The organism is Aeromonas sp. BIGb0405 (assembly GCF_024807335.1).
GTDB lineage: Bacteria > Pseudomonadota > Gammaproteobacteria > Enterobacterales > Aeromonadaceae > Aeromonas > Aeromonas rivuli.
On the sequence record NZ_JANUEP010000001.1, the window covers coordinates 485,905 to 511,236 of the forward strand.

Annotated in this window: 24 protein-coding genes; 14 read left to right on the forward strand and 10 right to left on the reverse strand. The window is 62.6% G+C overall.

Annotated elements, in window-relative coordinates; genetic code table 11:
* Nucleotides 1–60: 60 nt before the first annotated feature.
* The 5 genes from htpX to bioB form a co-directional block, all read right to left on the reverse strand.
* Nucleotides 61–936: a protease HtpX gene (gene htpX / locus M2366_RS02330; RefSeq protein ID WP_224432557.1), complete on the reverse strand. Its 876-nt coding sequence runs from the start codon at nucleotides 934–936 to the stop codon at nucleotides 61–63.
* Between the two features lie 104 nt (nucleotides 937–1,040).
* Complete coding sequence (gene bioD / locus M2366_RS02335) at nucleotides 1,041–1,718, reverse strand: dethiobiotin synthase (protein ID WP_396021383.1); 678 nt, start codon at nucleotides 1,716–1,718, stop codon at nucleotides 1,041–1,043.
* Nucleotides 1,719–1,760: 42 nt separating this feature from the next.
* Nucleotides 1,761–2,573 carry a malonyl-ACP O-methyltransferase BioC gene (gene bioC, locus M2366_RS02340; protein WP_259268846.1) on the reverse strand — a complete coding sequence of 271 codons (813 nt, stop codon included), beginning with the start codon at nucleotides 2,571–2,573 and terminating at the stop codon, nucleotides 1,761–1,763.
* Entirely contained in the window at nucleotides 2,566–3,723 is a 1,158-nt protein-coding gene (gene bioF, locus M2366_RS02345; RefSeq protein ID WP_259268847.1) for an 8-amino-7-oxononanoate synthase, read from the reverse strand. Before bioF ends, bioC begins: the two co-directional genes overlap by 8 nt.
* A 109-nt stretch (nucleotides 3,724–3,832) precedes the next feature.
* Entirely contained in the window at nucleotides 3,833–4,951 is a 1,119-nt protein-coding gene (gene bioB / locus M2366_RS02350) for a biotin synthase BioB (RefSeq protein WP_232302008.1), read from the reverse strand.
* Between the two features lie 165 nt (nucleotides 4,952–5,116).
* Here bioB and bioA point away from each other — a divergent pair, with 165 nt between their 5' ends.
* Both bioA and M2366_RS02360 read left to right on the forward strand, forming a co-directional pair.
* Complete coding sequence (gene bioA, locus M2366_RS02355; protein WP_259268848.1) at nucleotides 5,117–6,391, forward strand: adenosylmethionine--8-amino-7-oxononanoate transaminase; 1,275 nt, start codon at nucleotides 5,117–5,119, stop codon at nucleotides 6,389–6,391.
* 128 nt (nucleotides 6,392–6,519) lie between these two features.
* Entirely contained in the window at nucleotides 6,520–7,410 is an 891-nt protein-coding gene (locus M2366_RS02360; RefSeq protein WP_259268849.1) for a HAMP domain-containing protein, read from the forward strand.
* Here the strand turns inward: M2366_RS02360 and M2366_RS02365 are convergent.
* Entirely contained in the window at nucleotides 7,398–7,742 is a 345-nt protein-coding gene (locus M2366_RS02365) for a hypothetical protein (RefSeq protein WP_259268850.1), read from the reverse strand. The genes M2366_RS02360 and M2366_RS02365 overlap by 13 nt on opposite strands.
* Before the next feature lie 168 nt (nucleotides 7,743–7,910).
* Between M2366_RS02365 and asnS the strand changes: the two genes are divergently transcribed.
* Entirely contained in the window at nucleotides 7,911–9,311 is a 1,401-nt protein-coding gene (gene asnS / locus M2366_RS02370) for an asparagine--tRNA ligase (protein ID WP_224432551.1), read from the forward strand.
* 77 nt (nucleotides 9,312–9,388) lie between these two features.
* Here asnS and M2366_RS02375 read toward each other — a convergent pair whose 3' ends face one another.
* The 3 genes from M2366_RS02375 to M2366_RS02385 form a co-directional block, all read right to left on the reverse strand.
* Nucleotides 9,389–10,393 (reverse strand): NADP-dependent oxidoreductase, encoded by a 1,005-nt coding sequence (locus tag M2366_RS02375; RefSeq protein ID WP_259268851.1) that lies wholly within the window; start codon nucleotides 10,391–10,393, stop codon nucleotides 9,389–9,391.
* A gap of 174 nt (nucleotides 10,394–10,567) precedes the next feature.
* The gene (locus M2366_RS02380; RefSeq protein WP_259268852.1) at nucleotides 10,568–11,365 is read right to left on the reverse strand and encodes an SDR family oxidoreductase; all 798 of its coding nucleotides are present in this window, start codon (nucleotides 11,363–11,365) and stop codon (nucleotides 10,568–10,570) included.
* 113 nt (nucleotides 11,366–11,478) lie between these two features.
* Nucleotides 11,479–12,570, reverse strand: a complete 1,092-nt coding sequence (locus tag M2366_RS02385; protein WP_259268853.1) for an alkene reductase — start codon at nucleotides 12,568–12,570, stop codon at nucleotides 11,479–11,481.
* Between the two features lie 234 nt (nucleotides 12,571–12,804).
* Here M2366_RS02385 and M2366_RS02390 point away from each other — a divergent pair, with 234 nt between their 5' ends.
* Both M2366_RS02390 and M2366_RS02395 read left to right on the forward strand, forming a co-directional pair.
* Nucleotides 12,805–13,413, forward strand: a complete 609-nt coding sequence (locus M2366_RS02390) for a TetR/AcrR family transcriptional regulator (protein WP_259268854.1) — start codon at nucleotides 12,805–12,807, stop codon at nucleotides 13,411–13,413.
* Between the two features lie 372 nt (nucleotides 13,414–13,785).
* Nucleotides 13,786–15,129, forward strand: coding sequence for an anaerobic C4-dicarboxylate transporter (locus M2366_RS02395; protein ID WP_224432546.1), 1,344 nt, complete (start codon nucleotides 13,786–13,788; stop codon nucleotides 15,127–15,129).
* A gap of 79 nt (nucleotides 15,130–15,208) precedes the next feature.
* On the opposite strand, the gene M2366_RS02400 is transcribed toward M2366_RS02395, so the two are convergent.
* The gene (locus M2366_RS02400) at nucleotides 15,209–16,345 is read right to left on the reverse strand and encodes a M20 family metallopeptidase (protein ID WP_224432545.1); all 1,137 of its coding nucleotides are present in this window, start codon (nucleotides 16,343–16,345) and stop codon (nucleotides 15,209–15,211) included.
* 424 nt (nucleotides 16,346–16,769) lie between these two features.
* Here M2366_RS02400 and M2366_RS02405 point away from each other — a divergent pair, with 424 nt between their 5' ends.
* The 9 genes from M2366_RS02405 to M2366_RS02445 all read left to right on the forward strand — a co-directional run bounded on the left by M2366_RS02405 (nucleotide 16,770) and on the right by M2366_RS02445 (nucleotide 25,278).
* Nucleotides 16,770–17,084, forward strand: a complete 315-nt coding sequence (locus M2366_RS02405; RefSeq protein ID WP_042042947.1) for a hypothetical protein — start codon at nucleotides 16,770–16,772, stop codon at nucleotides 17,082–17,084.
* 319 nt (nucleotides 17,085–17,403) lie between these two features.
* Nucleotides 17,404–18,315 (forward strand): LysR family transcriptional regulator, encoded by a 912-nt coding sequence (locus M2366_RS02410; protein WP_259269100.1) that lies wholly within the window; start codon nucleotides 17,404–17,406, stop codon nucleotides 18,313–18,315.
* Nucleotides 18,316–18,576: 261 nt separating this feature from the next.
* Entirely contained in the window at nucleotides 18,577–18,927 is a 351-nt protein-coding gene (locus M2366_RS02415) for an ArsC family reductase (RefSeq protein ID WP_259236318.1), read from the forward strand.
* Nucleotides 18,928–18,949: 22 nt separating this feature from the next.
* On the forward strand, nucleotides 18,950–20,077 hold the full coding sequence (gene dapE / locus M2366_RS02420; protein WP_259236319.1) for a succinyl-diaminopimelate desuccinylase: 1,128 nt from the start codon (nucleotides 18,950–18,952) through the stop codon (nucleotides 20,075–20,077).
* 26 nt (nucleotides 20,078–20,103) lie between these two features.
* Entirely contained in the window at nucleotides 20,104–20,811 is a 708-nt protein-coding gene (locus M2366_RS02425) for a M15 family metallopeptidase (RefSeq protein ID WP_224432542.1), read from the forward strand.
* Entirely contained in the window at nucleotides 20,808–20,957 is a 150-nt protein-coding gene (locus M2366_RS02430; protein ID WP_157014099.1) for a hypothetical protein, read from the forward strand. The genes M2366_RS02425 and M2366_RS02430 overlap by 4 nt, the downstream gene beginning before the upstream one ends.
* Nucleotides 20,958–21,201: 244 nt before the next feature.
* Nucleotides 21,202–22,932, forward strand: a complete 1,731-nt coding sequence (locus M2366_RS02435) for a potassium/proton antiporter (RefSeq protein WP_042043925.1) — start codon at nucleotides 21,202–21,204, stop codon at nucleotides 22,930–22,932.
* Between the two features lie 23 nt (nucleotides 22,933–22,955).
* On the forward strand, nucleotides 22,956–24,059 hold the full coding sequence (locus M2366_RS02440; protein WP_259268855.1) for a protein O-GlcNAcase: 1,104 nt from the start codon (nucleotides 22,956–22,958) through the stop codon (nucleotides 24,057–24,059).
* A 4-nt stretch (nucleotides 24,060–24,063) separates the two neighbouring features.
* On the forward strand, nucleotides 24,064–25,278 hold the full coding sequence (locus M2366_RS02445; protein WP_259268856.1) for a sodium:proton antiporter: 1,215 nt from the start codon (nucleotides 24,064–24,066) through the stop codon (nucleotides 25,276–25,278).
* Nucleotides 25,279–25,332 lie beyond the last annotated feature (54 nt).

A 25,332-nucleotide genomic window follows, 5' to 3' on the forward strand; every position in this document is an offset into this window, starting at 1 on the left:
GCCAATTAAAAAACCCATAAAAAAACGGCTGCCGAGGCAGCCGTTTCACATGGTATGGGATCACCCCTGACGCAGGGCGGCGATACGCTGTTCGATGGGCGGGTGGCTCATGAAGAACTCACTCACCGAGCGCTTGCCGTTGATGCCAAAGGCCATCATGGCGCCCTCCATCTGCGGCTCGGCGCCACGGGAGAGGCGCTGCAGCGCCGCTATCATCTTGTCACGACCCGCCAGTTTGGCGGCACCGGCATCGGCGCGGAACTCACGCTGACGGCTGAACCACATGACGATCATGGAGGCCAGCACACCGAAAATCATCTCCAGCACGAACACGGTGATCATGTAGGCGAAGCCACCGGAGCTGCTGCTCTCCTCGCTGTTATTGGAGCTGAAGAAGTTGCTGATGACACCGGCCACGATGCGGGCGAAGAACATCACGAAGGTGTTCACCACCCCCTGGATCAGGGTCAGGGTCACCATGTCGCCGTTGGCCACGTGGCTCACCTCGTGGGCCAGCACGGCTTCCGCCTCGTCGCGGCTCATGCTGTAGAGCAGACCGGACGAAACAGCTACCAGCGAGTCATCCCGGCGAGCACCGGTGGCGAAGGCGTTCATGTCGGCGGACTCATAGATGCCCACTTCCGGCATCTTGATCCCCGCCTCGCGGGCCTGGCGAGCCACGGTACTGACCAGCCAGTGCTCTGTCTCGTTACGGGGCTGTTCGATGACCTGGACGCCATAGCTGCGCTTGGCCATCCACTTGGACATCAGCAAAGAGATAAAGGAACCCCCAAAACCGAACACGGCACAGAAGATCAGCAAGCCAGAGATACTGGATTTGCTGATGCCAAGCACCGAGAACAGGATATTGAGTACCACCCCCAGCACCAGCATGACGGCCAGGTTGGTCACCAGGAATAGCATAATTCGCTTCATATAGACTCCTTGTGAGAATGAGTTGGGCACAGTGCGGTAGACCGTACTGTGCTCCCTGTCACACATATTAGTGGTTTTCTATGAATGCTCCCTGAATGCTGCCCTCAGCGCAACAGGGAAATATCGAGATATTCCTGCACGTTAGCGCTATCTGGCTCGCTCAATATCGGAATTTCGCCAAGCAGAGGCGCGGGCAAACGTTGGCGCAGGGTCGCCAGATTTTCTTCGTAGCAGCTCATGCCACAGGGCAGCCGATTCATCACCCAGCCAGCCAGAGGCAGACCCGCCTGTTCGATGGCGGCCAGGGTCAGCAGGGCATGGTTGAGGCAGCCCAGCTTGGCGCCCACCACCAGCACCACGGGCAGACGCAGATCGCTCACCCAGTCAGAGAGCAGCCGCTGCGCATTCAACGGCAGATGCCAACCCCCCGCCCCCTCCACCAGTACCAGCTCGGCACCGCTATTTTCGAGCCGGCGCAATCCGGCCGTGAGCTCGGCTTCCACTATGGGTTGCCCCACCTGAGCCGCCGCTATGTGCGGGGCTATGGGGGGCGCATAGGCGAAGGGATTGACCCACTCATAGGGCAGGCTCAGGCTGGCGGCCTGCTGCAACTGCAAGGCATCCCTGTTGCGCAGCCCTTGTGGCGTCGGTTCACAACCGGCCGAGATGGGTTTGTAGCCGACACAGGATCTGCCCTGAGCACTGGCAGCTTGCAACAAGGCGCAACTGACCAGGGTCTTGCCCACATCGGTATCAGTACCCGTGATAAAAAAGGTCGTCATCACCACTCCTGACATGGGGTGAAAATAAGAAGCTAGGTCCCGTCAACCGAGCCGCACCAGTGCCACGCTGTAGCTGGCCTCGAGCAACTTGTCGGGGCGGCGAAAAGCTTCATAGGCCTCGATGAGCCGGGCGAGCCGGGCACGACCGCCCAATCCGCCCTCGCTCCCCTCGTTGACCTGACTCGCTCCTATGCCCTTGAGATCGCGCAGCAGTGCCAGCACCTGGCCGTAACCCAAATGCCAGGGGCGCACCTCTATATCTGGGGACTGAAAGCCCGCATTTTCAAGGGCGGCTCTGAGCTGGTTTTCGCCGAGGAAGCGATTGACGTGGGAGCGGTCATCCACCGCCTGCCAGGCCTGGGCCAGCTGCCAGAGCGAGCCGCTCAGCAAGGTCGAGAAGAGGATCTGGCCACCAGGCCTGAGCACCCGTTTCAGTTCACTGAATGCCTGCTGCGGTCGCTCGCACCACTGCAGCGCCAGGCTGGAAAAAACGAGGTCAAGGCTGGCATCGGCCAGAGGCAGCGCCTCGGCATCGCCGCACAGCAGACGGGCATCGCTGGCCCGCAGCCTGGCCTGGGCCAGCATGCCGGGGGAGAGATCCAAACCGCATAGCTGGCTGCAACGCTGTTGCAAGGCAGGCAGGAAGAAGCCTGTGCCACAGCCCAGATCCAGCCCTGCTGTCCAGTGCCCCTCAGGCAACCTGGCCAGCAGTGCCTGCCCCACCTCCTGCTGGAAGCGCGCATGGGCATCGTAAGAGGCGGCGGCGGCACCAAAACGCCGGGCCAGCGCCCCCTTGTCGACCCGCTGGAAGGGTTCGCACGCCTGGTCCAGGTTGCCCTGATGCATCTCAAACATGGGCCTTGGCCTCCCCCAGGGTATCGAGCAGCCGATCTATCTGCTGCTCGCTGTGGGCGGCGCAGAGGGTGATGCGCAGCCGCGCCGCGCCCACGGGCACCGTGGGCGGGCGGATGGCACTCACCCAGAGCCCCCCTTCGCGCAAGCGGGCCGAGAGCCGGGTCGCAGCCTCGCTCGTGCCCACCAGCAGCGGCTGGATCGGGGTCGCACTCATGCCAAGGGTCCAGCCCAGTTGGCGCCCCCCCTCGCGAAAACGGCCGATGAGTTGGCGCAGCCGCTCCCGCGATTCGCTGCCCGCACGCACCAGCTCGACGGCACGCAGCACAGCATGGGCCTGGGCCGCCGGCATATGGGTGCTGTAGACATAGGGGCGCGCGAAGTTGACCAGATAGTCCACCAGCTCGCGACTGCCGCCGACAAAGGCGCCAGCCACCCCGAGGGCCTTGCCAAAGGTGCCCATCTGTATCTGCACTCGTCGGGCCGCGACCCCCTGCTCGTTGAGGGTACCGCGTCCCTCGGCGCCCAAGACCCCCAGGCCATGGGCATCATCTATCATCAGCCAGTTGCGGCTCTGTTCGGCCAGGCGGGCGAGCTCGGACCAGGGGCCCTGATCCCCATCCATGCTGAATACCCCTTCCGAGACGATGAGGCCCCGACCCGGCTCGAGCTGAGCGGCGAGCTGAGTCATGTCATTGTGACCAAAGCGCTTCATGGTACAGGGCAGCAGGCTGCCCGCTTCTTGCAAGGAGGCGTGATTAAGCCTGTCCTGCCAGAGCAAGTGCTCCTTGCCGAGCAGCGCCTTGAGCACCGCCTGATTGGCAGAAAAGCCGCAGTTGAACAGCAACACCGCCTCCAGCCCCAACCAGTCGGCAAGCTGCTCTTCCAGCGCCTGATGGGCGTGGCTGTAGCCGGTCACCAGCGGCGATGCCCCGGATCCCGCCCCATAGCGATCCAGTCCCTCCTTGAAGGCGAGGGCCACGGCCGGATGACCGGCCAGCCCGAGATAGTCGTTGGAGGAGAAGTTGAGATAGTCGCGCCCCGCCACCTGCAGCCGGGTACCAGCGCCACCGTTACCGCTCTGGCGGGTACGCAGCAAGCCCTCTCTCGCCCGTGCGGCCAGGGCTTCCCCCAGGGCGAAGGGGGAATTCATTGTCCGCTCCTTGCTGGCGTTGGCGCGCAACTGCCATGGGGAACCGGCTTCTTTGCATCGGACTCATATCGGCCCACAAGGTTGCGGCCGAGCTCATGCGCGTTGCCCCTCATGCACGGTTTCCCTTGGGATGACTGGCGTCATAGAAGAGATCGCCGCCAACAGGCTGGCTGGCCACCCGGGCCAACAGCTCCTCTTCCTGTACCCCGTCCGGTTTCTGAGCTCGCTGGGCCGGGCGTATGCCGAGCCGCTTGAACAGCTGCATGTCACTGTTTTCATCCGGATTCGGCGTGGTGAGCAGCTTGCAACCATAAAAAATCGAGTTCGCGCCAGCCATGAAGCACATGGCCTGCATTTGTTCGTTCATCTTCTCCCGCCCGGCGGAGAGGCGTACATGGGAGGCGGGCATCATGATGCGGGCCACCGCTATGGTGCGTACAAACTCGAAGGGGTCCAGATCCTGCTGATTTTCCATGGGGGTGCCCTTCACCTTGACCAGCATGTTGATGGGCACGCTCTCGGGGTGGCGGGGCAGATTGGCGAGTGCCATCAAGAGGCCGGCCCTGTCCTTGCCCTGCTCGCCCATGCCGACGATGCCACCGGAGCACACCTTCATACCGGCGCCACGGACATTGGCCAGGGTATCGAGTCGGTCCTGGTAGGTGCGGGTGGTGATGATGTCACCGTAGAACTCGGGGGAGGTGTCGAGGTTGTGGTTGTAGTAGTCAAGACCGGCCGCCCCCAGGCGCGCGGCCTGATCGGCAGTCAACATGCCGAGGGTCATGCAGGTCTCCATGCCCAGTTCTCGCACCTCTTTGACCATGCGCAAGACGTAGGGCATATCCCGCTCCTTGGGATTGCGCCAGGCGGCCCCCATGCAGAAACGCGACGAGCCATTGGCCCTGGCTTCCCGGGCCCGCTCCAGCACTTTTTCCACCTCCATCAGCCGCTCGGTCTCGAGCCCGGTGTGATAGCGAGCGCTCTGGGGGCAATATTTGCAATCCTCCGGGCAGGCGCCGGTCTTGATGGAGAGCAAGGTGCTGACCTGCACCTCGTTGGGATCAAAATGGGCACGGTGCACCGTCTGGGCCTGGAACAAGAGATCGTTGAACGGCAGGGCAAACAGGGCCTCAACCTCGGTCAGGGCCCAGTCATGGCGAACGGCGCCCTGGCGAGCCGGGTTGGCCTGGGTGACGTGAAGAGAGGGGGAATCGACAAGAGCGCTCATGGATGGCTTCCGTTTTTTATAGATATGCCTCTGCCCGCCTGACAGACTAGCGCCCGCGGCACTGGCACCCTGCGTGGCAAGTGGCTGAAATTGTTGGCTAGTGTAAAGAGCGCGCGTAGACTGTCAACACCGACCAGATCAAACAAGATTACAACTGGATATAAATTGACCAATCAAGAGTTCGACCTGCACCATATCTGGCACCCCTATACCTCCCTCACTCAGCCCCTGCCCTGCTATGAAGTAGCCAGTGCCAAAGGGGTAACCCTGACCCTCGGCGATGGCCGCGCGCTAATCGATGGCATGAGCTCCTGGTGGGCCAGCATTCACGGCTACCAGGTGCCAGCGCTCGATGCCGCAGCCAGCGCCCAGCTCGGCAAGATGTCCCATGTCATGTTCGGTGGCCTCACCCATGAACCCGCCATCAATCTGTGCCGCAAACTGGTCGAGATAACCCCGGCCGGGCTGGACAGGGTCTTTCTGGCCGACTCGGGCTCAGTGGCGGTGGAGGTCGCGCTCAAGATGGCCCAGCAGTACTGGCACAGCAAGGGCAGCCCGCGATCCCGGTTCGTCTCCCTGCGCGGTGGTTACCACGGCGACACCTTCGGCGCCATGAGCGTCTGTGACCCGGATGGCGGCATGCACGAGCTCTATCAAGGCTTCCTGCCCGAGCAGCTGTTCGCCCCTGCCCCCGATTGCCGTTTCCACGCCCAGTGGGATGAGAGCTGCGTGGTGGCGCTGGCGGAGCTGGTCGCCGATCGCCACGAGGAGATAGCCGCCATCATCCTCGAGCCCATCGTGCAGGGAGCGGGCGGCATGCGCTTCTACCACCCTCGCTATCTGCAATGGGTACGCGCCCTGTGTGACGAGTTCGGCATACTGCTCATCGCCGACGAGATTGCCACCGGCTTTGGCCGTACCGGCCAGCTGTTTGCCTGCGACTGGGCGGGGATCAGCCCCGACATCCTGTGTCTGGGCAAGGCGCTCACCGGTGGCTACCTGACGCTCTCGGCCACCCTCACCACCGAGCAGGTCGCCCGCACCATCTGCGACGGCAAGGCCGGGGTCTTTATGCACGGCCCCACCTTCATGGCCAATCCGCTCGCCTGCGCAGTGGCCAACGCCTCCATCGACTTGCTGTTGGCCTCGCCGTGGCAGGAACGGGTAACCGCCATCGAGCATCAACTGCGCACCGAGCTGGTGGCACTGACCCTCAACCCGGCGGTGGCGGACGTGCGGGTACTCGGCGCCATCGGCGTGGTGGAGATGAAAGAGCGGGTGGACGTGGCGCGCATCCAGCGCAAGTTCGTCGAGCTGGGTGCCTGGATCCGCCCCTTTGGCAAGCTCATCTACCTGATGCCCCCCTTCGTCATCACCCCCGAGGAGCTGAGGGTGCTGACCCATGCCATCCATGAGGCCATCTCCTGCGGCGAATACTGAGTCTCGACAAATAGCCCTCGCATGGCAATGCAGGGGCTTTTTCGCCAGAATGTGAGCGAACCATCAGACCCGCACGGCCTGGGCGAGTAGACTGCGCGGCGGGTTTTAGCAACAGATGTACTGCTCTCATGCGCCTCTCCATTGCCGCCAAATTCAATTTCTTCCTGCTGTTTATCTTCTCCATGGTGCTGGTCTTCTCCGCAGCCTATCAGGCGGTGCGCGAGCGCGACCTCATCCTGACCATGATCAAGGAGCAGAGCCGCGAACAGATAGAGGCCTACTTCGACGGCCTCAACATGCTGATGTTGACCAACAAGATGGCGGCACGGGAAACCCTGCGTCACAAGTTCCTGAACCACGCCCACGTCGAAGATGCCCGCATATTGCGCGGCGACGCGGTCAGCAAACAATTTGGCGCAGGGCTCGACAACGAGGGCGCCAGAGATGAGTTCGATACCCTGGCGTTGGCGGGCAAGGGCAGCATGGAAGTGGTGCACAATGGCCAGCACAGCCGGTTAGTGGTGACCCGTCCCCTGCTCGCCCAGCGCGATTTTCGTGGCACCGACTGCACCAGTTGCCATCAGGTGGCGGAAAACACCGTGCTTGGCGCGGTGCGCTTCGACTACTCCCTCGACACCCTCTTTACCCGGGTCGAGCAGAACATTCTCACCTCGGCCCTCAGCCTGACTCTGATCTTCGGCCTGGGGCTCTTGCTGACCCTCTGGGTGATCCGCACCTGGATAGTACGCCCGCTCAACCAGCTCACCCGCGCCATCGAGGAGGCGACCGATCGCCATGATTTCGGTCATCGACTGGATGGGGATGAGGGAGACGAGATTGGCCGCGTCATTCTGGCCTATAACCAGATGCTGGACGGGGTCGAGCGCCAGCTTGGCAAGCGCCACTGCGCAGCAAGCCAGACCAGCACTCATGACGCCCTGCCTCTGAGCAGAGATAAGGGTAACGCCGATGGCAATAAGCCTGGAACCAGGCATTCTGGCCCGAGTCAGCCGAAGTAGAACAGCAGCAAGCTGATGATGAGGATGAGCAGCAGGACCATCAGGGAGAGCTGATACCCATCTTGCTCCCGGCGGCTGCGCCGGTATTGCAGCGTCAGCACCAGCAGGGTGAAGGCAACGCAGCCCCAGAGGCTGTATTCCAGCCAAGGGGTCAAGGCCGGATCCCAATGTTCCCTGACGGCAATGCCGCCATAGCGCAAGAAGCCATAGGCAATATCGGGACGGGCATAGTGATACAGGGTAAGCAGCACCATGACACAGGCCCAGCAGACGATGGCCAGCCAGTGCAGCAACACGATCAGCCTGTCCTGCCCCCGCCGTCGTTCCGCCACATTCTGCTCCTTATGCCCGATTGGCCCTCAATCCCTTCAGAGTCCGACATTTTTGCTTGTTTATCAAACCTGCGCGGGTAAGATTGACGGCTCAGTCTGCCACCATGGGCCAAGCAGTGCCCGAGCGGACCCATAGCGCTGCAAGAACAAGCTGGAGACAATATTTCGATGACGCACGCATCCGTAGTAGATGTGCTGACCGGTAAATATGCGGTTGGCACCACCCAGACAGTGAAAGGGTGGATCCGGACCCGCCGCGATTCCAAGGCGGGGATCTCATTTTTGGCCATTTCCGATGGTTCCGGTTTTCACCCGGTTCAGGCCGTCGTCCCCAATACCCTGGCCAATTATGAGAATGAAGTGCTGCGTCTGACCACCGCCTGCTCAGTGGAAGTGACCGGCATCGTTGCCGCCTCCCAGGGCAGCGGCCAGGCCTTCGAACTGCAAGCCACCGACGTCAAAGTGGTGGGTTGGGTCGAAGATCCGGACACCTACCCCATGTCCGCCAAGCGCCACAGCATCGAGTACCTGCGCGAGCAGGCTCACCTGCGCCCGCGCACCAACGTGGTCGGCGCCGTGACCCGGGTGCGCAACTGCCTGGCCCAGGCCATTCACCGCTTCTTCCACGAAGAGGGCTATCTGTGGATTGCCGCCCCGCTCATCACCGCCTCCGACACCGAAGGCGCGGGCGAAATGTTCCGGGTCTCTACCCTGGATCTGGAGAACCTGCCGCGCACGCCCGAAGGCAAGGTCGACTACGACAAGGACTTCTTCGGCAAGGAGACCTTCCTGACCGTCTCCGGTCAGCTCAACGTCGAAACCTATGCCTGCGCCCTCTCCAAGGTCTACACCTTCGGCCCGACCTTCCGCGCCGAAAACTCCAACACCAGCCGCCATCTGGCCGAGTTCTGGATGGTGGAGCCGGAAATCGCCTTCGCGGATCTGGAAGACAACGCAGCCCTGGCCGAAGCCATGCTCAAATACGTCTTCAACGCCGTGCTGAGTGAGCGCCGCGACGATCTGGAGTTCTTCGCCCAGCACGTCGACAAGGATGCCATCGACCGTCTGGAGCGTTTCGTCGCCTCCGACTTCGCCCAGATTGACTACACCGACGCCATCGAAGTGCTGAAGAACTGCGGCAAGAAGTTCGAGTTCCCTGTCTCCTGGGGCATCGATCTCTCCTCCGAGCACGAGCGCTACCTGGCCGAGGAGCACTTCAAGTCGCCGGTGGTGGTGAAGAACTACCCGAAAGACATCAAGGCCTTCTACATGCGCCTCAACGACGACGGCAAAACCGTAGCCGCCATGGACGTGCTGGCCCCGGGGATCGGCGAGATCATCGGCGGTGCCCAGCGTGAAGAGCGTCTGGACGTGCTGGATGCCCGCCTGGCCGAGATGGGCCTGAACAAGGAAGATTACTGGTGGTATCGTGACCTGCGCCGCTACGGCACAGTGCCGCACTCCGGTTTCGGCCTCGGCTTCGAGCGTCTGGTGGTCTACGTGACCGGCATGGGCAACGTGCGCGACGTCATCCCCTTCCCGCGTACCCCACGTACCGCCGAGTTCTAAGACGCGCCGAGCCAGACTCGCGCCGTGCAAGAGCCGACCCCAGGGTCGGCTTTTTTATTCCTGCCGTCGCCCTGCACCTACGCCAGGCTGACGACCACCTTGCCCTTTGCCCGACCGGTCGCCAGATAGGCGAGCGCCTCGCCGGCCTGTTCAAATGGAAAGACCTTGTCGATGACGGGCCTGAGCTTGCCCGCATCTAACAGTTCGGCAATCCGGGTCAGCTGGGCGCCATCCGGGCGCACGAACATCATGCCGTAGGTGACGCCCCGTCGCCGGGCAAGACGGTGGATCCTCCAGCTCATCAGGCCAAACAGGGCCCTCATGATGACATTCATGTTTCTCGCCCGCGCAAAGGCCGCGTCCGGCGGGCCGACCAGCGACAGGAGCCGCCCCCCCGGCGCCAGGATCGACAGCGCCCGCTCGAGCGCGTCGCCCCGCAAGGTACCCAGCACCAGATCGTATCCCTGCAATAGCGCATCGAACTCCTGCCGTCTGTAGTCAACCACCACCTCGGCCCCCAACTGCCCTACCCACTCGGCGTTTGCCGTGCTGGTGGAGGTCGCGACCAAGGCCCCCAGGTGCCTGGCCAGCTGAATGGCAAAGGAGCCTATACCGCCGGAACCCGCGGGAATGAACACCTGCTGGCCCGGCGCGAGTGAGGCCTGCTCGGTGAAGGCCTGCCAGGCCGTCAGCGCCACCATGGGAATGGACGCCGCCTGAACGAAGTCGAGGCTGGCCGGTTTGAGGGCCGCCGCGTGTTCAGGCACCACCACCCATTGCGCCAGGGCGCCGCGCCCCAGATCGAAGAGGCTGGCATAGATGGCATCCCCCGGCCTAAACCGCGTCACCCGGCTGCCGACCTCCACCACCACACCGGCCAGATCGCTGCCGAGCACAGCGGGCAGCGCAAACTTGAGCAGGGGTTTGAAAGTGCCTTTCGGGATCATGGTGTCGATGGGATTGAGGCCAACGGCATGCACCTTGACCAGGATCTCGTCCGGCCCCATGGTCGGCTGCGGCAGGTCGGTGAACTCGGGCCGTGCCGAGCGACCATAGTGTTTGAACACAAAGGCTTTCATCATCTTGTTACCAGAAAGCATGAGGTGACCGAAACCGGGCAAACCGCCCTGTCCAATGCAGTGCGGTGACACAGGTCAGGCACGCCTCATCACGAGGATAAAAGAGGCGGTCTGGAGAGAGAATTGCGGGTTGGGCGTGGCGCCGTCCCCAGCAGACCGCCGGTCTTGTTGCCGGGATCAGCGGCCCTGAGGCGCAACCTGATAACGTTCGGCGGCGTGGGCCTGCCGAAGGTCGGAGAGCAGCGCCTTGCGCGCGCCATCGAGCTCATCCCAGCGACTGGCCTCATGCAGCGGCGGTATGGTGACCACTTCCCGGCGATCGAAACCGACCAGGGCCGCGTCCACCAGCTCCTCCACCGCCATCAACTCCGGCAAGCTGTCGGGATCGATGCCGGAGCGCGCCCAGATCTCGGTGCGCGTGCCGGCGGGCAGCACCGCCTGCACATAGACCCCGGCGGGAGCGAGCTCCAGGCTCATCCCCTGGGAGAGGAACAGCACGAAGGCCTTGGTCGCGCCATAGAGCGTCATGCCAAATTCGGGGGCGAGCCCGACCACGGAGCCGATGTTGACTATGCTCCCCTCCCCGGCTTGCACCAGTCGCGGGGCTATGGCGGCCGCCAGGCGTGCCAGGGCCGTGGTGTTCAGGGTCACCAGTTGCTCGACGCTGCTGGCGGTCTGGGCGAGGAAGTGACCTGACTGGCCCATCCCTGCGTTGTTGATCAGGATGCCGATGCTGGCATCATCCCGTAGCCGGGCCTCCACGGCGGCCAGCTCCCGGGATTGGGTGAGGTCGGCGGGCAGGATGTCGACGGCGACGCCGTACGCCTGGCGCAGGTGGCCGGCCAAGTCCGTCAGCCGCGCCTCGTCGCGGGCGACCAGCACCAGATCGTGACCGCGCCGGGCGAAGCGGTCCGCATAGGTGGCGCCAATGCCGCTGGAGGCACCTGTGATAAGCACTCTAGGTTTAATGGTCATGATGTCATTCTCTCTGTGATCGTGTTGAACCGGGATGGATGCAGCGCAAGGCACTGGCCCCATGGCGCTGTGTCGACGGGGGGCGTGCTATGACGCTTCCCGTCGATGCACGCTTACTCGCCGGCACCCGCCAGGGCCGGGTAGTCGATGTATCCCTCGGCGCCGCCGCCATAGAGGGTCTCGGGTTTCAATGCGGCGAGCGGGGCACCCTGCTGCAGGCGCTCGACCAGATCCGGATTGCTGATAAAGGGGCGGCCGAAGGCAAACAGGTCCGCCTTGCCCTGGGCCAGAGCACTGCTGGCCAGCGCCAGGTCATAGCCGTTATTGGCCAGATAGCTCTGCTTGAAGCGCCGACGCAGGGAGGCGAAGTCGAAAGGGGCGACATCCCGGGGGCCACCTGTGGCGCCCTCTATCACGTGCAGGTAGACGACCCCCAGCGCGCTGAGCCGCTCGACAAGATAGTCGTACTGCGGCTGGGGATCGCTGCAGGAGATGCCATTGGCCGGAGAGACGGGGGAGACTCGGACCCCGGTGCGATCGGCCCCTATCTCCTCGGCCACGGCGGCGGTGACCTCGAGCAGCAGCCGCGCGCGGTTCTCGATGGAGCCGCCATAGCCGTCGCTACGCAGGTTGGCCCCATCCTTGAGAAACTGCTCCAGCAGATAGCCGTTGGCACCGTGGATCTCGACCCCGTCGAAGCCAGCCGCCATGGCGTTGGCAGCCGCCTGACGAAAATCGTCGATGATGCCGGGGAGCTCCTCCAGCGCCAGTGCCCGGGGCGTCGACACCTCGACGAAGTCATTGCTGACGAAGGTCTTGGTCTGGGCGCGAATGGCCGAGGGCGCCACCGGCGCCGCACCATGAGGTTGCAGCGTGACGTGGGAGACGCGACCGACATGCCACAGCTGCACGAAGATCCGGCCTCCCCTGGCATGCACCGCCTCGGTCACCTTGCGCCAGCCCGCAATCTGCGCCGCCGTGTAGAGGCCGGGAGTATCCTGGTAGCCCTGCGCCTGGGCGGAGACTTGGGTCGCCTCGGCGATCAGCAGACCTGCCGTGGCCCGCTGGCTGTAATAGGTAGCCGCATGCTCGCTCGGTACCAGACCGGGGCCGGCACGGTTGCGGGTGAGCGGTGCCATCACGATGCGATTGGCGAGGGTGATGGGGCCGAGGGAATAGGCCTCGAAGAGTCTCTTGTCTGTCATGGCGTGCCTCTGTCGTGTGGAACATGGGTCTGGGGAGGAAGGTAGTCGGTAACCCGGCATAGCGCCGCCATGATCAGGGGCTGCAAGGGTCCATCGAGTGTCGCGACGCTCAACCCCTTCCCGGGGTCTGCGCATTTAAGATGACGATCATAATCTTTTCAGTCAAGCATTTTGATGATGACCAACATCAATGTATAGTGATCACCACTTCCATGATTCAGAGGACGACCGGGTATGAGGGTCACCAAGGCACAGGCTCAGGCGAACCGGGCACACATAGTCGCCACCGCAGCCAAGCTGTTTCGCGAACGGGGTTACGATGGCGTGGGGGTGGCGGATCTGATGGCGGCGGCCGGCTTCACTCACGGCGGTTTCTACAAGCACTTTCCCGCCAAGGCGGATCTGATGGCAGAGGCCGCGACCTGCGGCTTTGAACAGAGCCTGGAGAAAACCAGCCCCCTCGATGCCCCCGAGTTTGTCAGGCATTACCTGTCCAGAGAGCACCGCGATGCCCCAGGGGATGGCTGCATCATGGCCGCACTGTGCGCCGATGCGGCGCGCCAACCGGCCCAGGTCAAGACCGCCTTCGAGGCCGGTATCGAAGAGATGCTGGCCCGCACCTGTGGCCTGAGCGACACGCCGGATGCACAGGACACCCGGGCCCGTCGCGCCAAGGGGATAGCGCTGATGGCACAGATGATCGGCGCTATCATGCTGTCACGGGCCTGTCCGGATGAATCGCCACTGGCCGATGAGATCCTGGATGCCTGCAGCGCCGCTCTCTTGTCCCGGCTCTCCTCATCTGAAGACACAGCCACCGCCGAGCCAAGCCGGGACGGTTAAGCTACCAGCTGATCTGCAAAGCTCATTGCCAAACTCATTGCCAGGTATGCAGACCAGCCCCTCTCTGGTCTATCACTCCTCTTCTTTCCCCTCAGTCGCCCCCTGACAGGGGTCGTTCTCCTGCATGCCATCCTGCTCCTCGCAGAGATCCCCTATCTTCCCCCGCCTGCCATTCCCCAATCGCCTCTGTTCAAGGGCATATCCATAGTTTTTATGCACTTGAATCGGAAATGGGCAGGTTATTGCGCTGCCTCAAATTACTACCTCTTTAGGGGTGATAAAGTGCTTGCCAACCATTTAGTGGCTAATCACCACAGATGATCCGGGCCCTGATCCAGGGCGGACATGGGTTCAATCACACGAGGTAATGGAATGATCTTGATGGAATTTTTGGTGGTACTCGGCTGCTTGCTGCTGGGTACCCGTTTCGGAGGCATGGGACTGGGTCTCATCAGTGGTATCGGTCTGTTCCTGCTGACCTTCGTGTTCGGTCTGGTGCCGGGCGAACCGCCGGTGCAGGTGATGCTGACCATACTGGCGGTGATAGGCTGCGCCGCCACCCTGCAGACCGCCGGTGGTCTCAATCTGATGATGCAGGTCGCCGAGCGCCTGCTGCGCCGTCACCCCCAATACATCACCCTGCTGGCACCGCTCACCACCTGGACCCTCACCTTCCTGTGCGGCACCGGCCATGTGGTCTACACCATGTTTCCCATCATCAATGACATAGCGCTGCAGAAGAACATTCGTCCCGAGCGCCCGATGGCGGTGGCCTCCGTTGCCTCCCAGATGGCGATCTGCGCCTCCCCGGTCTCGGTGGCCGTGGTCTCCATGGTCTCCATCCTGGCGGCCGGTCATGGCATAGGTCAGGCCTATGGCCTGCTCGACATCCTGATGATCGCCATCCCCTCCTCATTGAGCGGGGTGATGATGGCCGCCCTGTGGAGCCTGCACCGTGGCAAGGATCTGGACCAGGACGAAGAGTTCCAGGCCAGGATCCAGGATCCGCAGCAGCGCGAATTCATCTATGGCAGCGGTGAAACCCTGCTCAACACCAAGTTCCCGAAAGAGGCCTACTGGTCGACCTGGATCTTCTTCGCCGCCATCGCCGCCGTGGTCTTGCTCGGTGCCAACGAAGGGCTGCGCCCAATCTTTACCATCAAGGACAAGACCGGCCCCCTCTCCATGAACCTGGTGATCCAGATGATGATGCTGATCGCCGGCGCCATCATCTTGATGCGCTGCAAGGTCAAACCCGGAGACATTGCCAATGGCGCCGTGTTCAAGGCGGGCATGGTCGCCATCTTCTCGGTGTTCGGGGTCGCCTGGATGAGCGAGACCTTCTTCCAGGCCCACATGCCGCTGCTCAAAGAGACCCTGGCCCACGTGGTACAGGCCCAGCCCTGGACCTATGCCCTGGTGCTGTTCCTCATCTCCAAGCTGGTCAACAGCCAGGCCGCAGCCCTCACCGCCATCGCCCCCATGGGGTTGGCGCTGGGGGTCGAACCCAAGCTGCTGATCGCCTTCCTGCCCGCCAGCTACGGCTACTTCGTGCTGCCAACCTACCCGAGCGATCTGGCCTGTATCGGTTTCGACCGCTCCGGCACCACCCGCATCGGCAAATTCATCATCAACCACAGCTTCATCATTCCGGGTCTGATCGGGGTGGCAACCTCCTGCTCCCTCGGCTACGTGCTGACCAGCATACTGCTCTAAGTCCGATGCACCATGACAACGGGAGGCCTTGGCCTCCCGTTGTCGCACCCCGCGCCCAGCACGCTCTCCTTCCCTCAGGCTATGCTGGCCGGCTCTCGGCCAGTTCCCTCAATACCCGGCGCAGCAGACGAATGCGTGGGCCTATGCTGTCCAGTTGCAAAAACTCATCCTCGGAGTGAAAACCGCCTCCCATGGGGCCAAAACCATCCAGCGAAGGCACACCGGCCGCCGCGGTGAAGTTGGCATCGGAGCCGCCACCCGCCGCCAGCCAGTTGAATGTGATCTCCTCGGCCACCCCCGCCCGCTCCACCAGTGCCATCAAGGCCTTGGTATCCTCATTCGGCGCCATGGCTGGCTTGAAGCCAAGCCTCTCCACCTCGACTCGACTCCCGGCCAGGAAGGGGTTGTTGGCCATAAAGGCGAAACGATGATCGATGAGCTCAGCCTCCTCGTTGCTCCAGAAGCGCAGATCCACCATGGCCTCGACAAAGTCCGGCACCACATTGACCCCGGTACCGCCCTGCACTGTGCCGACGTTGAGGGTCGTGCCCGTCTCGAAATTGACCAGCTCGTTGATGGCCAATGCCCAACGGGCGAATTCGGTGATGGCTGACACCCCTTGCGCCAGCGCCGAGCCTGCATGGGCGGCGCGGCCATGAAAGCGCAACCGGTACTTGGCGTTGCCCTTGCGGGCGCTGATGAGGGAGCCATCCGGGCGCGCGGCCTCGGCCACCAGCACGCAGCCCGATTGCCGAGCCTTGTCAATCAGCCACTCCTTCGACCAGGGCGAGCCCAGCTCCTCGTCGCTGTTGCAGCACACCAGGATCCGGAGCCGGGCCAGCAGATCGGGGGTTAACCCCTTGAGGGCATGGAAGGTCGATAGCAGGCCGCTCTTCATGTCAGACACACCGGGGCCAAACCCCTGCTCCCCCTCGATGCGCAGTGGCCGCCTGGCGGCGGTGCCCTCGGGGAAGACGGTATCCATGTGCCCCACCAACATCACGTCATAATGACTGGCCCCCGGCGCATTGGTGATCTCGAGACAGGGGCCGCACTCGGCGGCGAATTGATGGCGCTGCACCTGCCAACCAAGGGAGAGGTACTTCTCGGCCATGAGCTCGGCCACCTTGGCCACCCCGGCCGGGGTGCGGGTGCCACAATCGAGATTGATGAGCGGGGCCAGTTCGGCCAGATATTCATCCAGAGAGAACGACATTAGCTTCTCCTACGCGGGGTCAGGCCCCATTCATTCAGGATTTCCTGGGCAGCGCGCCCGGAGCTGAGATTCGGGTCAACGGCAGCGCCGTTCAATATGAGACTCAATCAGCGAGTGGCATTGGATGCCCAGGCGAGTCACGGCAAGAGTGCCGACGGGTCTCTCGAACTGTGCAATCTAGAGGGTCATTCGTCTCTGCCCATTGATCCCTATCAAAAAACAGCACACCAGGGGCACCATGCAATCATTAGCTCCACAACAAGTGATAAATTCAGTCTTTTATTCTAAAGGCAAAGCTTTAGAATGCCTCCAACTGCCAGGGCGGGGCTAATAACCCGCTTTTTGCGCTGGATCAAGATCCGGCGCGCTCAAGCTGCCACTATCGGCATCGACACCCTGCGACCACTTCGCACCGGAGAGAGCTATGACAAACCAGGCCACCGCAAGCATGACAACCTGCGACTACAAGCTGTGGGATATTCTCGTCGAGTCGGCAAAGGAACGCTCAACCATCCGTTACTCCAAACTGGCCAAGATGGCCGGGCTGGAGACCTGCCAGGACGAACTGCGCACCTTGCTGCAGCGCATTCGCATGTATTGCACCGAGCATCAGTTGCCGGTGCTCTCTGCCATAGTGGTGGACGACATCGGCAAGTACACCGGCCTCACCTCCGGCCTGCCGGAAGCCCCCTGGGAGCGGGCCAGGGTATTTGATTACCAGTGGCCAGTGGCCCCCTGACGATCAGACCCACCCCATTTTGCTTAAGACGCGCCCCGAGGCGCGTTTTATTTGTCGGCTTGGAGATGCGCCTGGCTCCCATAAAAAAACCCGCCATGACGGCGGGCATACAAGCAAGCAACACGCTGCCTGGCAGAGTAAAAGAGTTCAGGTTTGTCGAATCGCCACCCTAGGCACCACGCAAAAAGGGGCAACTGTTCGGCACTACCTGGCCAGATGACAGAGGCAACTGACCGGTATGCCGCGCGTCGACGGCAAGCAGATTAGAGTGACTGCACTTATTAAGGAAATGATTTGTTAGTATCCCGTTATGCATAGAGTGAATTTACGGGGCATAGACCTCAACCTGCTGGTGGTGCTCAAGGCCCTGCTCGAGGAGCGCAGCACCACCAAGGCGGCCGAGCGCCTCGCCATGAGTCAACCCGCCGTCAGCCGGGCCCTGTCCCGCTTGCGGCTGCTCTATGACGACCCCTTGCTGATCCGCACCCCCCAAGGGATGGAAGCCACAGTGCGGGCCGAGGCACTCTTGCTGCCCCTGCGCGAGATCCTCGCCGGCATAGAGCAGACCCTGAGCCCGTCACCCGAGCTGGATCCCAGCTGTTTCGAGGGGATACTGCGCATCGGGGCCCACACCTATGCCGAATACGTGATCCTGCCCAGCCTGCTCACCGAGCTGCAACGGCTCGCCCCTCGCCTGCGGGTACAGATGATCCCCCTGACCCAGGCGTTCGAGCATCAACTCGACCAGGGCGCAGTCGATCTGGTGATCAGCAAACAGGATGATCTGCCCGGTCGCCTTCGGCGCCAGCCCCTGTTCGAGGATAGGTTGCAGAGCTGCGCCCACCGCCACCATCCCCTGCTGGGCCAAAGGCTCAGCATCGCCGACTTCGCCAGGGCCCAGCATCTGCTGGTTTGCCCCCGAGGCGAGCCACACGGTATTGTCGATGAACTGCTGGCGGCCCACGGCCTGCAGCGCGAGATCCCGCTGGTGGTGCAGAGTTTTCTGTCCGCCCCCTTCATCCTGGCCCAGAGCCCGCTGCTGCTGACCGCGCCCGCCCGCATACTGCAACCCATGATGGCACTGCTCGATCTGGCCGAATGCGCGCTCAGCTTCCCGCTGCCGCGCTTCGAGATCAGCCTGATCCGCCACCGGCGGGACGACAACCACGCACTGCTCAACTGGTTTGAAGGGGTATTGCTGCGCTGGGCTGCCCAACTCGACGCCATCTAGGCCGAAACCTTGAGCCCCAGGCCTCGCAGCCCTGCCAGCATCGGCCTCTCCTTGCATGACAGACCCCTGTTCCAGCACGCACGGCGGCCTGGCTGGTTGCCTTGAACCGAATGTGGCTACCCTGCCAGCATCGGCCTCTCATCGATGACCTGCACCCGGTTCCAGCACAAGGGTGCCCCAGGTCGTTGCCTTGGGCGGGCCACAATGCCAGAATCGGCCTCTCATTGATTTCGGGGCCACGCCCCCAGAGAAGGACTCCCCATGGCCATCACCCTCTATGGCATCAAAAACTGCGACACCATCAAGAAGGCCCGCAAGTGGCTGGATGAGGCAGGTGTCGATTATCGCTTTCACGACCACAGGGCCGATGGCCTGGAGCCTGTCCGGCTGGACGCCTGGCTAGACCAGCTCGGCTGGGAAGCCCTGCTCAACACCCGCGGCACCACGTTCCGCGCCCTGCCGGAGACAGACAGGCAGGGGCTTGACTTGGCCCGCGCCCGTGCTCTGCTGCTGGCCCAGCCCGCCATGATCAAGCGCCCGTTGCTGGACAAAGATGGCGAGCTGCACCTGGGTTTCAAAGCCGACCACTACCAATCCCTCTTCTCTCGTTAACCTTTTCCTGTAAGGAACGCCGATGTCGACTGTCATCACACTGGCCAAGGATCTGATCCGCCGCCCCTCAGTGACCCCCCTGGATGAAGGGTGCCAGACCCTGATGGCGGAGCGCCTCGCCCGGCTCGGCTTCGTCATCGAACCCATGGTGTTTGAAGACACCACCAACCTCTGGGCGCGCCGTGGCAGCGAGGGGCCGCTGTTCTGCTTCGCTGGCCACACCGACGTGGTGCCGGCCGGGCCCCTGGACAAGTGGCACACCCCCCCCTTCGAGCCAACCATCATCGATGGCATCCTCTATGGTCGCGGTGCCGCCGACATGAAGGGCTCCCTGGCCGCCATGGTGGTCGCCACCGAGCGCTTCGTCGCCGCCCACCCGGATCACCAGGGCTCCATCGCCTTCCTCATCACCTCCGATGAAGAGGGCCCCTTCATCAACGGTACGGTGCGCGTCATCGAAGCCCTTGAGGCGCGCAACGAGAAGATCCGCTGGTGCATCGTCGGCGAACCCTCCTCCACCAAGGAGGTGGGCGATGTGGTGAAGAACGGTCGCCGCGGCTCCATCACCGGCGACCTGCTGGTGCGCGGGGTGCAAGGACATGTGGCCTACCCCCATCTGGCGGACAACCCCATCCACAAGGCGGCCCCCGCCCTGGATGAGCTGGCCAGCACCGTCTGGGATCAGGGCAATGACTTCTTCCCCCCCACCAGCTTCCAGATTGCCAACATCCAGGCCGGTACCGGCGCCTCCAACGTCATCCCCGGCGAATTGCACGTCCAGTTCAACTTCCGCTTCAGCACCGAGCTCACCGACCTTGATATACGCCAGCGGGTCGAGGCCCTGCTCGACAGTCATGGTCTTGACTATGAATTGAAGTGGACCCTCTCCGGCCAGCCCTTCCTGACCGGCACCGGTGCCTTGTTGGAAGCGGCCGTCGTGGCCATAGAGCGCGTCAATGGCCAGCGCCCTGCCCTGCTCACCACCGGCGGCACCTCAGATGGCCGCTTCATCGCCCCCACCGGGGCCGAGGTGATCGAGCTGGGCCCGGTCAACGCCACCATCCACAAGGTGAACGAGTGCGTGAAGGCCGAGGATCTCGATCTGCTGGCCGACATGTATCAGGGTGTGCTGGAGTGTCTGCTGGCATGAGCCAGCCTGCAGGAGGAGAAGCCGCAATGACTCAGGATCAGCTGCTTGGCCAGGATGAGGGACACCTCGTCTTGCTGGGGGCGGGGCCTCACCGGCTCACCGCCGCCGCCGCAACAGCCTTCGAGGAGATGCAAGTGGCCGCCGCCGCCGCAGGCCACAACCTGCAACCGGCCTCCAGCTGGCGCGGCTTCGAACGCCAGCTCGCCATCTGGAACGGCAAGTGGCGCGGTGAGCGGCCACTGCAAGACGCAGATGGCCAACCCCTGAATGCCCTGCAACTCGATGAGGTCGAGCGACTCCATGCCATCTTGCGCTGGAGCGCCCTGCCCGGCACCAGCCGCCACCACTGGGGCACGGATCTCGATATCTATGATCCGGATTGCCTGCCAGAGGGGGTACGCTTGGCCCTTGAGCCCTGGGAGTATCAGGCGGGGGGCTGGTTCGCCGGGTTGTCAGACTGGCTAGTCGAGCACATGGGGGATTTCGGCTTCTTTCTGCCCTACGGCAAGGGGGATGCGCAGCAGATCCCCAGCGCGGTCGCCTTCGAACCCTGGCATCTCAGCTTCGCGCCAGAGGCCTGGGGACAGCGGCTCGATGCCAAGGCACTGGCGCTTTGCCTGCAACAGGCGGATATTGAAGGCAAGCAGACTATCCTGACCCATCTCGACGAGATCCTGGCCCGTTACGTCGTTCCCCATGACGGCGGCCATGACATTAAAAGGAGTACCCCATGAGTCTCTGGCTGTTAATAGGCTTGCCGCTACTCTTTCTGCTTGGCCTGTTTCTCAATGCCATCAAGGACATGAAGCAACTTGAGAAGCAGCTCCCCAAGTACAAGGACAAGATCCGCGACGTCAAGGATGATGACGACGATTACTGACCAAAAGGGACCCTCTCCGGGTCCTTTTTCATGGTGATTCCCCCTCTATCACTGCACAGCCTCGCGCACTCCGCCCTCTCCTGCCGCCTGTTCTCATAGGACTCCGACCTCAATGGACGACATCACCAGCCAGAGATGGCCAACATGTCTCTAAATTGCAAAATAATGCACAAATAGCCCACACAAGCGGGGGCTAAATGCATATAATGTGCCTGATTTGCATTTTGACAGAAGGAGTACGCCATTGGATGCAGTCAGCATCAACAGTTTCTTTCTTATTGGTGCCCTGTTGGTGGGTGCCAGTGTTCTATTGAGCGCACTCTCATCCCGGCTCGGCATCCCCATCCTGGTAATATTCCTCGCGGTCGGCATGCTGGCTGGGGAAGATGGCCCGGGGGGCATTCATTTTGCCGACTACTCGGTCGCCTACCTGGTCGGCAACCTGGCACTCGCCATTATTTTACTCGACGGCGGCATGCGCACCCGAGTCTCTTCATTCCGGGTTGCCCTCTGGCCCGCCCTATCCCTTGCAACATTCGGGGTCGCCATCACCACAGGCCTGACCGGCTTGATGGCCGCCTGGCTGTTTGATCTCAGCTTGCTGCAGGGGATGCTGATCGGCGCCATCGTCGGCTCCACCGATGCGGCGGCCGTTTTCTCTCTGCTTGGCGGGCGCAGTCTCAACGAGCGGGTCGGCGCCACCCTGGAGATAGAGTCGGGCAGCAACGATCCCATGGCGGTGTTTCTCACCATCACCCTGATCGAGATCCTGGCCACCGGCCAGCAGGGACTGGATTGGTCCTTCCTGTTCAAGCTGCTGCAACAGTTTGGCCTGGGCGCCGGCATTGGCCTGGGGGCAGGCTGGCTGCTGTGGAAGCTTATCAACAGCGCCAAGCTGGCACCCGGACTCTACCCGCTGCTGACCGTCAGCGGCGGCCTGCTGATCTTTGCCATCACCACGGCGGTGGGGGGCAGTGGCATTCTCGCCATCTATCTCACCGGCCTGCTGCTCGGCAACCGGGTGATCCGCAGCCGCAGCACCACGCTGTCCGTGCTGGACGGCCTGACCTGGCTCAGCCAGATAGGCATGTTCCTGGTGCTGGGCCTGCTCGCCACCCCGAGCAACCTGATGCCCATCGCCCTGCCGGGCCTGGCACTGGCCATGTGGATGATACTGTTTGCCCGCCCGCTCTCGGTCTGGATTGGCCTGCTGCCGTTCAAGAACTTTGCCCCCCGGGAGCGCTGGTTCATCTCCTGGGTGGGACTGCGTGGCGCCGTGCCCATCATCTTGGCGGTGTTCCCCATGATGGCGGGTTTGCCCAATGCCCAGCTCTACTTCAATGTCGCCTTCTTCGTGGTACTGGTCTCCCTCATCTTGCAGGGCAGCTCGCTGCCACTGGCCTCGCGCCTGGCGCGGGTAGAGGTGCCGGTGCCACCCTCCCCCATCAATCGCTCCGGCCTGGAGATTGATGTCGACAGCCAGTGGGAGACCTTCGTCTACCGACTCGGCTCGGATAAGTGGTGCATAGGTTCGCCCCTGCGCGACCTCAAGATGCCAACCGGTACCCGGGTCTGCGCCCTGTTTCGCGGCCAGGACCTGCTCCACCCCTCGGGCAGTACCCGGCTGCAGGCCGACGATGTTCTCTGCGTCATTGGCCATGAACATGACTTGACCGCCCTGGGTCAGCTGTTCAGCCAGGCCCCGGAGCAGGATCTGGGACCGCGCTTCTTCGGTGACTTCCTGCTGGAGGCGTCGGCCCGCTTGGTGGATCTGGCCCCTATCTACGGGCTGGATCTCGCCGAACTGGAGGATCCCAATCAGAGCCTTGGCCTCTTCCTTGCCGGCCGATTGGGCGATAATCTGGTGGTGGGTGACCAATACCCATGGCAAGGCATGATCTGGACCGTAGCAGAAATGGATGGGGATGAGGCCCGCAAGATAGGCGTGCGCTTCCTCGATGAAGACCCGGTCTGACGGCCACCTGATGGAGCAACACTATGTCTGAGCACAGCCTGATGTCGGGCGCTGGCGCGCCTAACCCCCACCTCGGTCTCATCGAGGGCTTCTTTGGCAAAGGCTGGAGCTGGGCCGCTCGCGCCCACTACGCCCAGTGGCTACCTCGCCACGGCTATGGTTTTTATCTGTATGCCCCCAAGGATGACGGTTATCTGCGCAAGCACTGGGCACTGCCCTGGCCAGAGGCGCACCTCAACGCCCTGCGCCAGTTTGCCGAGCAGTGTCGCGCCAACGGTCTGGCCTTTGGTGTGGGCTTAAGTCCCATGGGCGCCCATCACGACTACGAGCGTCAACGTCCAGCCCTGCTCGAGAAGCTCAGGGTCATCGACGACGTGCTGGCCCCGGACATACTGGCGGTGCTGTTTGACGACATGGTGGGTGACAGCCCTGAGCTCGCCCCCTTGCAGATCAAGATTGCCCATGACATCGCCGCCCACAGCCAGTCCCGTCGCCTGCTGTTCTGCCCCAGCTACTACTCGACCGATCCCGTGCTGGAGAAGGTGTTTGGCGCCATGCCGGCCAACTATCTAGAAGACATAGGCAAGGGGCTGGATCAGCGTTTCGATATCTTCTGGACAGGCCAGAAAGTGTGCTCAAGCGAATACCCAGCCTCGCACCTCAAGCAGGTCAGCGAGCTGCTCGGTCGCAAGCCTTTCCTGTGGGATAACTACCCGGTCAATGATGGCAGCAAGGCGAGCAGCTACCTGTATCTGCGCGCCTTCGAGCACAGGCCAGCCGACCTGCTGGAGCTCACCTCCGGCCACGGCGTCAACCCCATGAAGCAGGCGGCACTCTCGGCCTTGCCGCTGGCGACGCTGCCGATGAGCTATCGGCTCGGCAAGCAGTATGATCCGGACAAGGCGCTGCACGCCTCCCTCAATGCCACCTGTGGCCCGCAGATCTCGGCCATGATCCAGGCCGACTTGCCACTGTTTCAAGACATAGGCCTGGCCCAGCTCGACCCGGAACAGATCACCCGGCTACGGGCCCGCTATCTGCCGTTCCGAGATCAAGCCTGCGTCGATGAGATAGTGCGCTGGCTGGACGGCGAGTTCGTGTTCGACCCAGACTGCCTGACCGACTGACCCCATGGAGGCGAGCCTCATCTACCAGAATCTGACCATCATCGCCGCTTTCTTGCTGGTCTACAGCCTGATAGCTGGCCGCTTCGAATCCAAACTCATCAATGGCCCCTTGCTGTTCCTGCTGGCGGGGGCCCTGCTTGGCCCCGGCGGTCTCAAGCTGTTCACCCTGGAGATAGACAACGAGGGGATCAAGCTGCTGGCCGAACTGACCCTGGTGATAGTGCTGTTCAGCGATGCCGCCAATACCGATTGGCAGGTGCTGAAAGCCAACCGTCGCCTGCCGATCCGCTTGCTGCTGATTGGCCTGCCCCTGACCCTGGTCGGCGGCGCCCTGTTCGGCCGTTGGCTCTTTCCCGATCTTCCCCTGCTCGAACTTGCCATCCTCGCCACCATACTGACCCCGACCGATGCCGCCCTCGGCCAGGCCGTGGTCAGCAATCCTGCCGTGCCCGCCCCGATACGGGAGGGGCTCAATCAGGAGAGCGGACTCAATGATGGCATCTGCGTACCGGTGATCCTGCTGCTATTGGCGTTGATCGCCCCGACCGAGCAGCACCAGGGTACCGGCGCCCTGGCGCTCAGCCTGATGCTCGAGGAGATTGGCATAGGCGTGGCCGTCGCGCTGGGGCTCAGCCATTTTACCCTCTGGCTGCTCAAGCTCTCCTACCTCAATGGCTGGCAGTTGCCGCTCTGGCGCCAGCTTACCCTGCCGGGTCTGGCCCTGCTCAGTTTCGCCCTGGCCCAGACCCTGGGAGGCAGCGGCTTCATCGCCGCCTTCGTCGCCGGTCTGCTGATAGGCTACCGGTTTGGCGAACACAAGCACGAGTATCTCGACAGCTGCGAGGGGTATGGTGACTTGCTCTCCGTGGTGATCTGGATGGTATTTGGCGCCACCATGCTGCCCATCATGGGCAGCCTGCTCGAATGGCAATACTGGCTCTATGCCCTGGCCAGCCTCACCTTGCTGCGCATGCTGCCAGTGTGGATCTGCTTGCTGGGCACCGGCCTCACACTCGAGCTCAAGCTGTTTGTCGGCTGGTTCGGCCCCCGCGGTCTGGCCAGCATCGTCTTTGCCGTCATGGTACTGCAGAACAAACCCGCCCTGCTCGGTCAGGATCCCATCATCAAGACGGTGCTCTGCACCATATTGCTCAGCGTGATACTGCACGGCATCAGCGCCAATCCCTGGGTCAATCGCCTCAAGCGCCGTACTCTCTGAGCCGTGAGCGCCCATAAAAATGCCCCCCTCTTTCCCAAAGAGGGGGGCATTTTG

Excerpts from the sequence above, each read along its gene's own strand:
- htpX (WP_224432557.1), bottom strand. The coding sequence starts at position 936 with ATGAAGCGAATTATGCTATTCCTGGTGACCAACCTGGCCGTCATGCTG.
- bioD (WP_396021383.1), bottom strand. The coding sequence starts at position 1,718 with ATGACGACCTTTTTTATCACGGGTACTGATACCGATGTGGGCAAGACC.
- bioC (WP_259268846.1), bottom strand. The coding sequence starts at position 2,573 with ATGTTTGAGATGCATCAGGGCAACCTGGACCAGGCGTGCGAACCCTTC.
- bioF (WP_259268847.1), bottom strand. The coding sequence starts at position 3,723 with ATGAATTCCCCCTTCGCCCTGGGGGAAGCCCTGGCCGCACGGGCGAGA.
- bioB (WP_232302008.1), bottom strand. The coding sequence starts at position 4,951 with ATGAGCGCTCTTGTCGATTCCCCCTCTCTTCACGTCACCCAGGCCAAC.
- M2366_RS02360 (WP_259268849.1), top strand. The coding sequence starts at position 6,520 with ATGCGCCTCTCCATTGCCGCCAAATTCAATTTCTTCCTGCTGTTTATC.
- asnS (WP_224432551.1), top strand. The coding sequence starts at position 7,911 with ATGACGCACGCATCCGTAGTAGATGTGCTGACCGGTAAATATGCGGTT.
- M2366_RS02375 (WP_259268851.1), bottom strand. The coding sequence starts at position 10,393 with ATGATGAAAGCCTTTGTGTTCAAACACTATGGTCGCTCGGCACGGCCC.
- M2366_RS02380 (WP_259268852.1), bottom strand. The coding sequence starts at position 11,365 with ATGACCATTAAACCTAGAGTGCTTATCACAGGTGCCTCCAGCGGCATT.
- M2366_RS02385 (WP_259268853.1), bottom strand. The coding sequence starts at position 12,570 with ATGACAGACAAGAGACTCTTCGAGGCCTATTCCCTCGGCCCCATCACC.
- M2366_RS02390 (WP_259268854.1), top strand. The coding sequence starts at position 12,805 with ATGAGGGTCACCAAGGCACAGGCTCAGGCGAACCGGGCACACATAGTC.
- M2366_RS02395 (WP_224432546.1), top strand. The coding sequence starts at position 13,786 with ATGATCTTGATGGAATTTTTGGTGGTACTCGGCTGCTTGCTGCTGGGT.
- M2366_RS02400 (WP_224432545.1), bottom strand. The coding sequence starts at position 16,345 with ATGTCGTTCTCTCTGGATGAATATCTGGCCGAACTGGCCCCGCTCATC.
- M2366_RS02405 (WP_042042947.1), top strand. The coding sequence starts at position 16,770 with ATGACAAACCAGGCCACCGCAAGCATGACAACCTGCGACTACAAGCTG.
- M2366_RS02415 (WP_259236318.1), top strand. The coding sequence starts at position 18,577 with ATGGCCATCACCCTCTATGGCATCAAAAACTGCGACACCATCAAGAAG.
- dapE (WP_259236319.1), top strand. The coding sequence starts at position 18,950 with ATGTCGACTGTCATCACACTGGCCAAGGATCTGATCCGCCGCCCCTCA.
- M2366_RS02425 (WP_224432542.1), top strand. The coding sequence starts at position 20,104 with ATGACTCAGGATCAGCTGCTTGGCCAGGATGAGGGACACCTCGTCTTG.
- M2366_RS02430 (WP_157014099.1), top strand. The coding sequence starts at position 20,808 with ATGAGTCTCTGGCTGTTAATAGGCTTGCCGCTACTCTTTCTGCTTGGC.
- M2366_RS02440 (WP_259268855.1), top strand. The coding sequence starts at position 22,956 with ATGTCTGAGCACAGCCTGATGTCGGGCGCTGGCGCGCCTAACCCCCAC.
- M2366_RS02445 (WP_259268856.1), top strand. The coding sequence starts at position 24,064 with ATGGAGGCGAGCCTCATCTACCAGAATCTGACCATCATCGCCGCTTTC.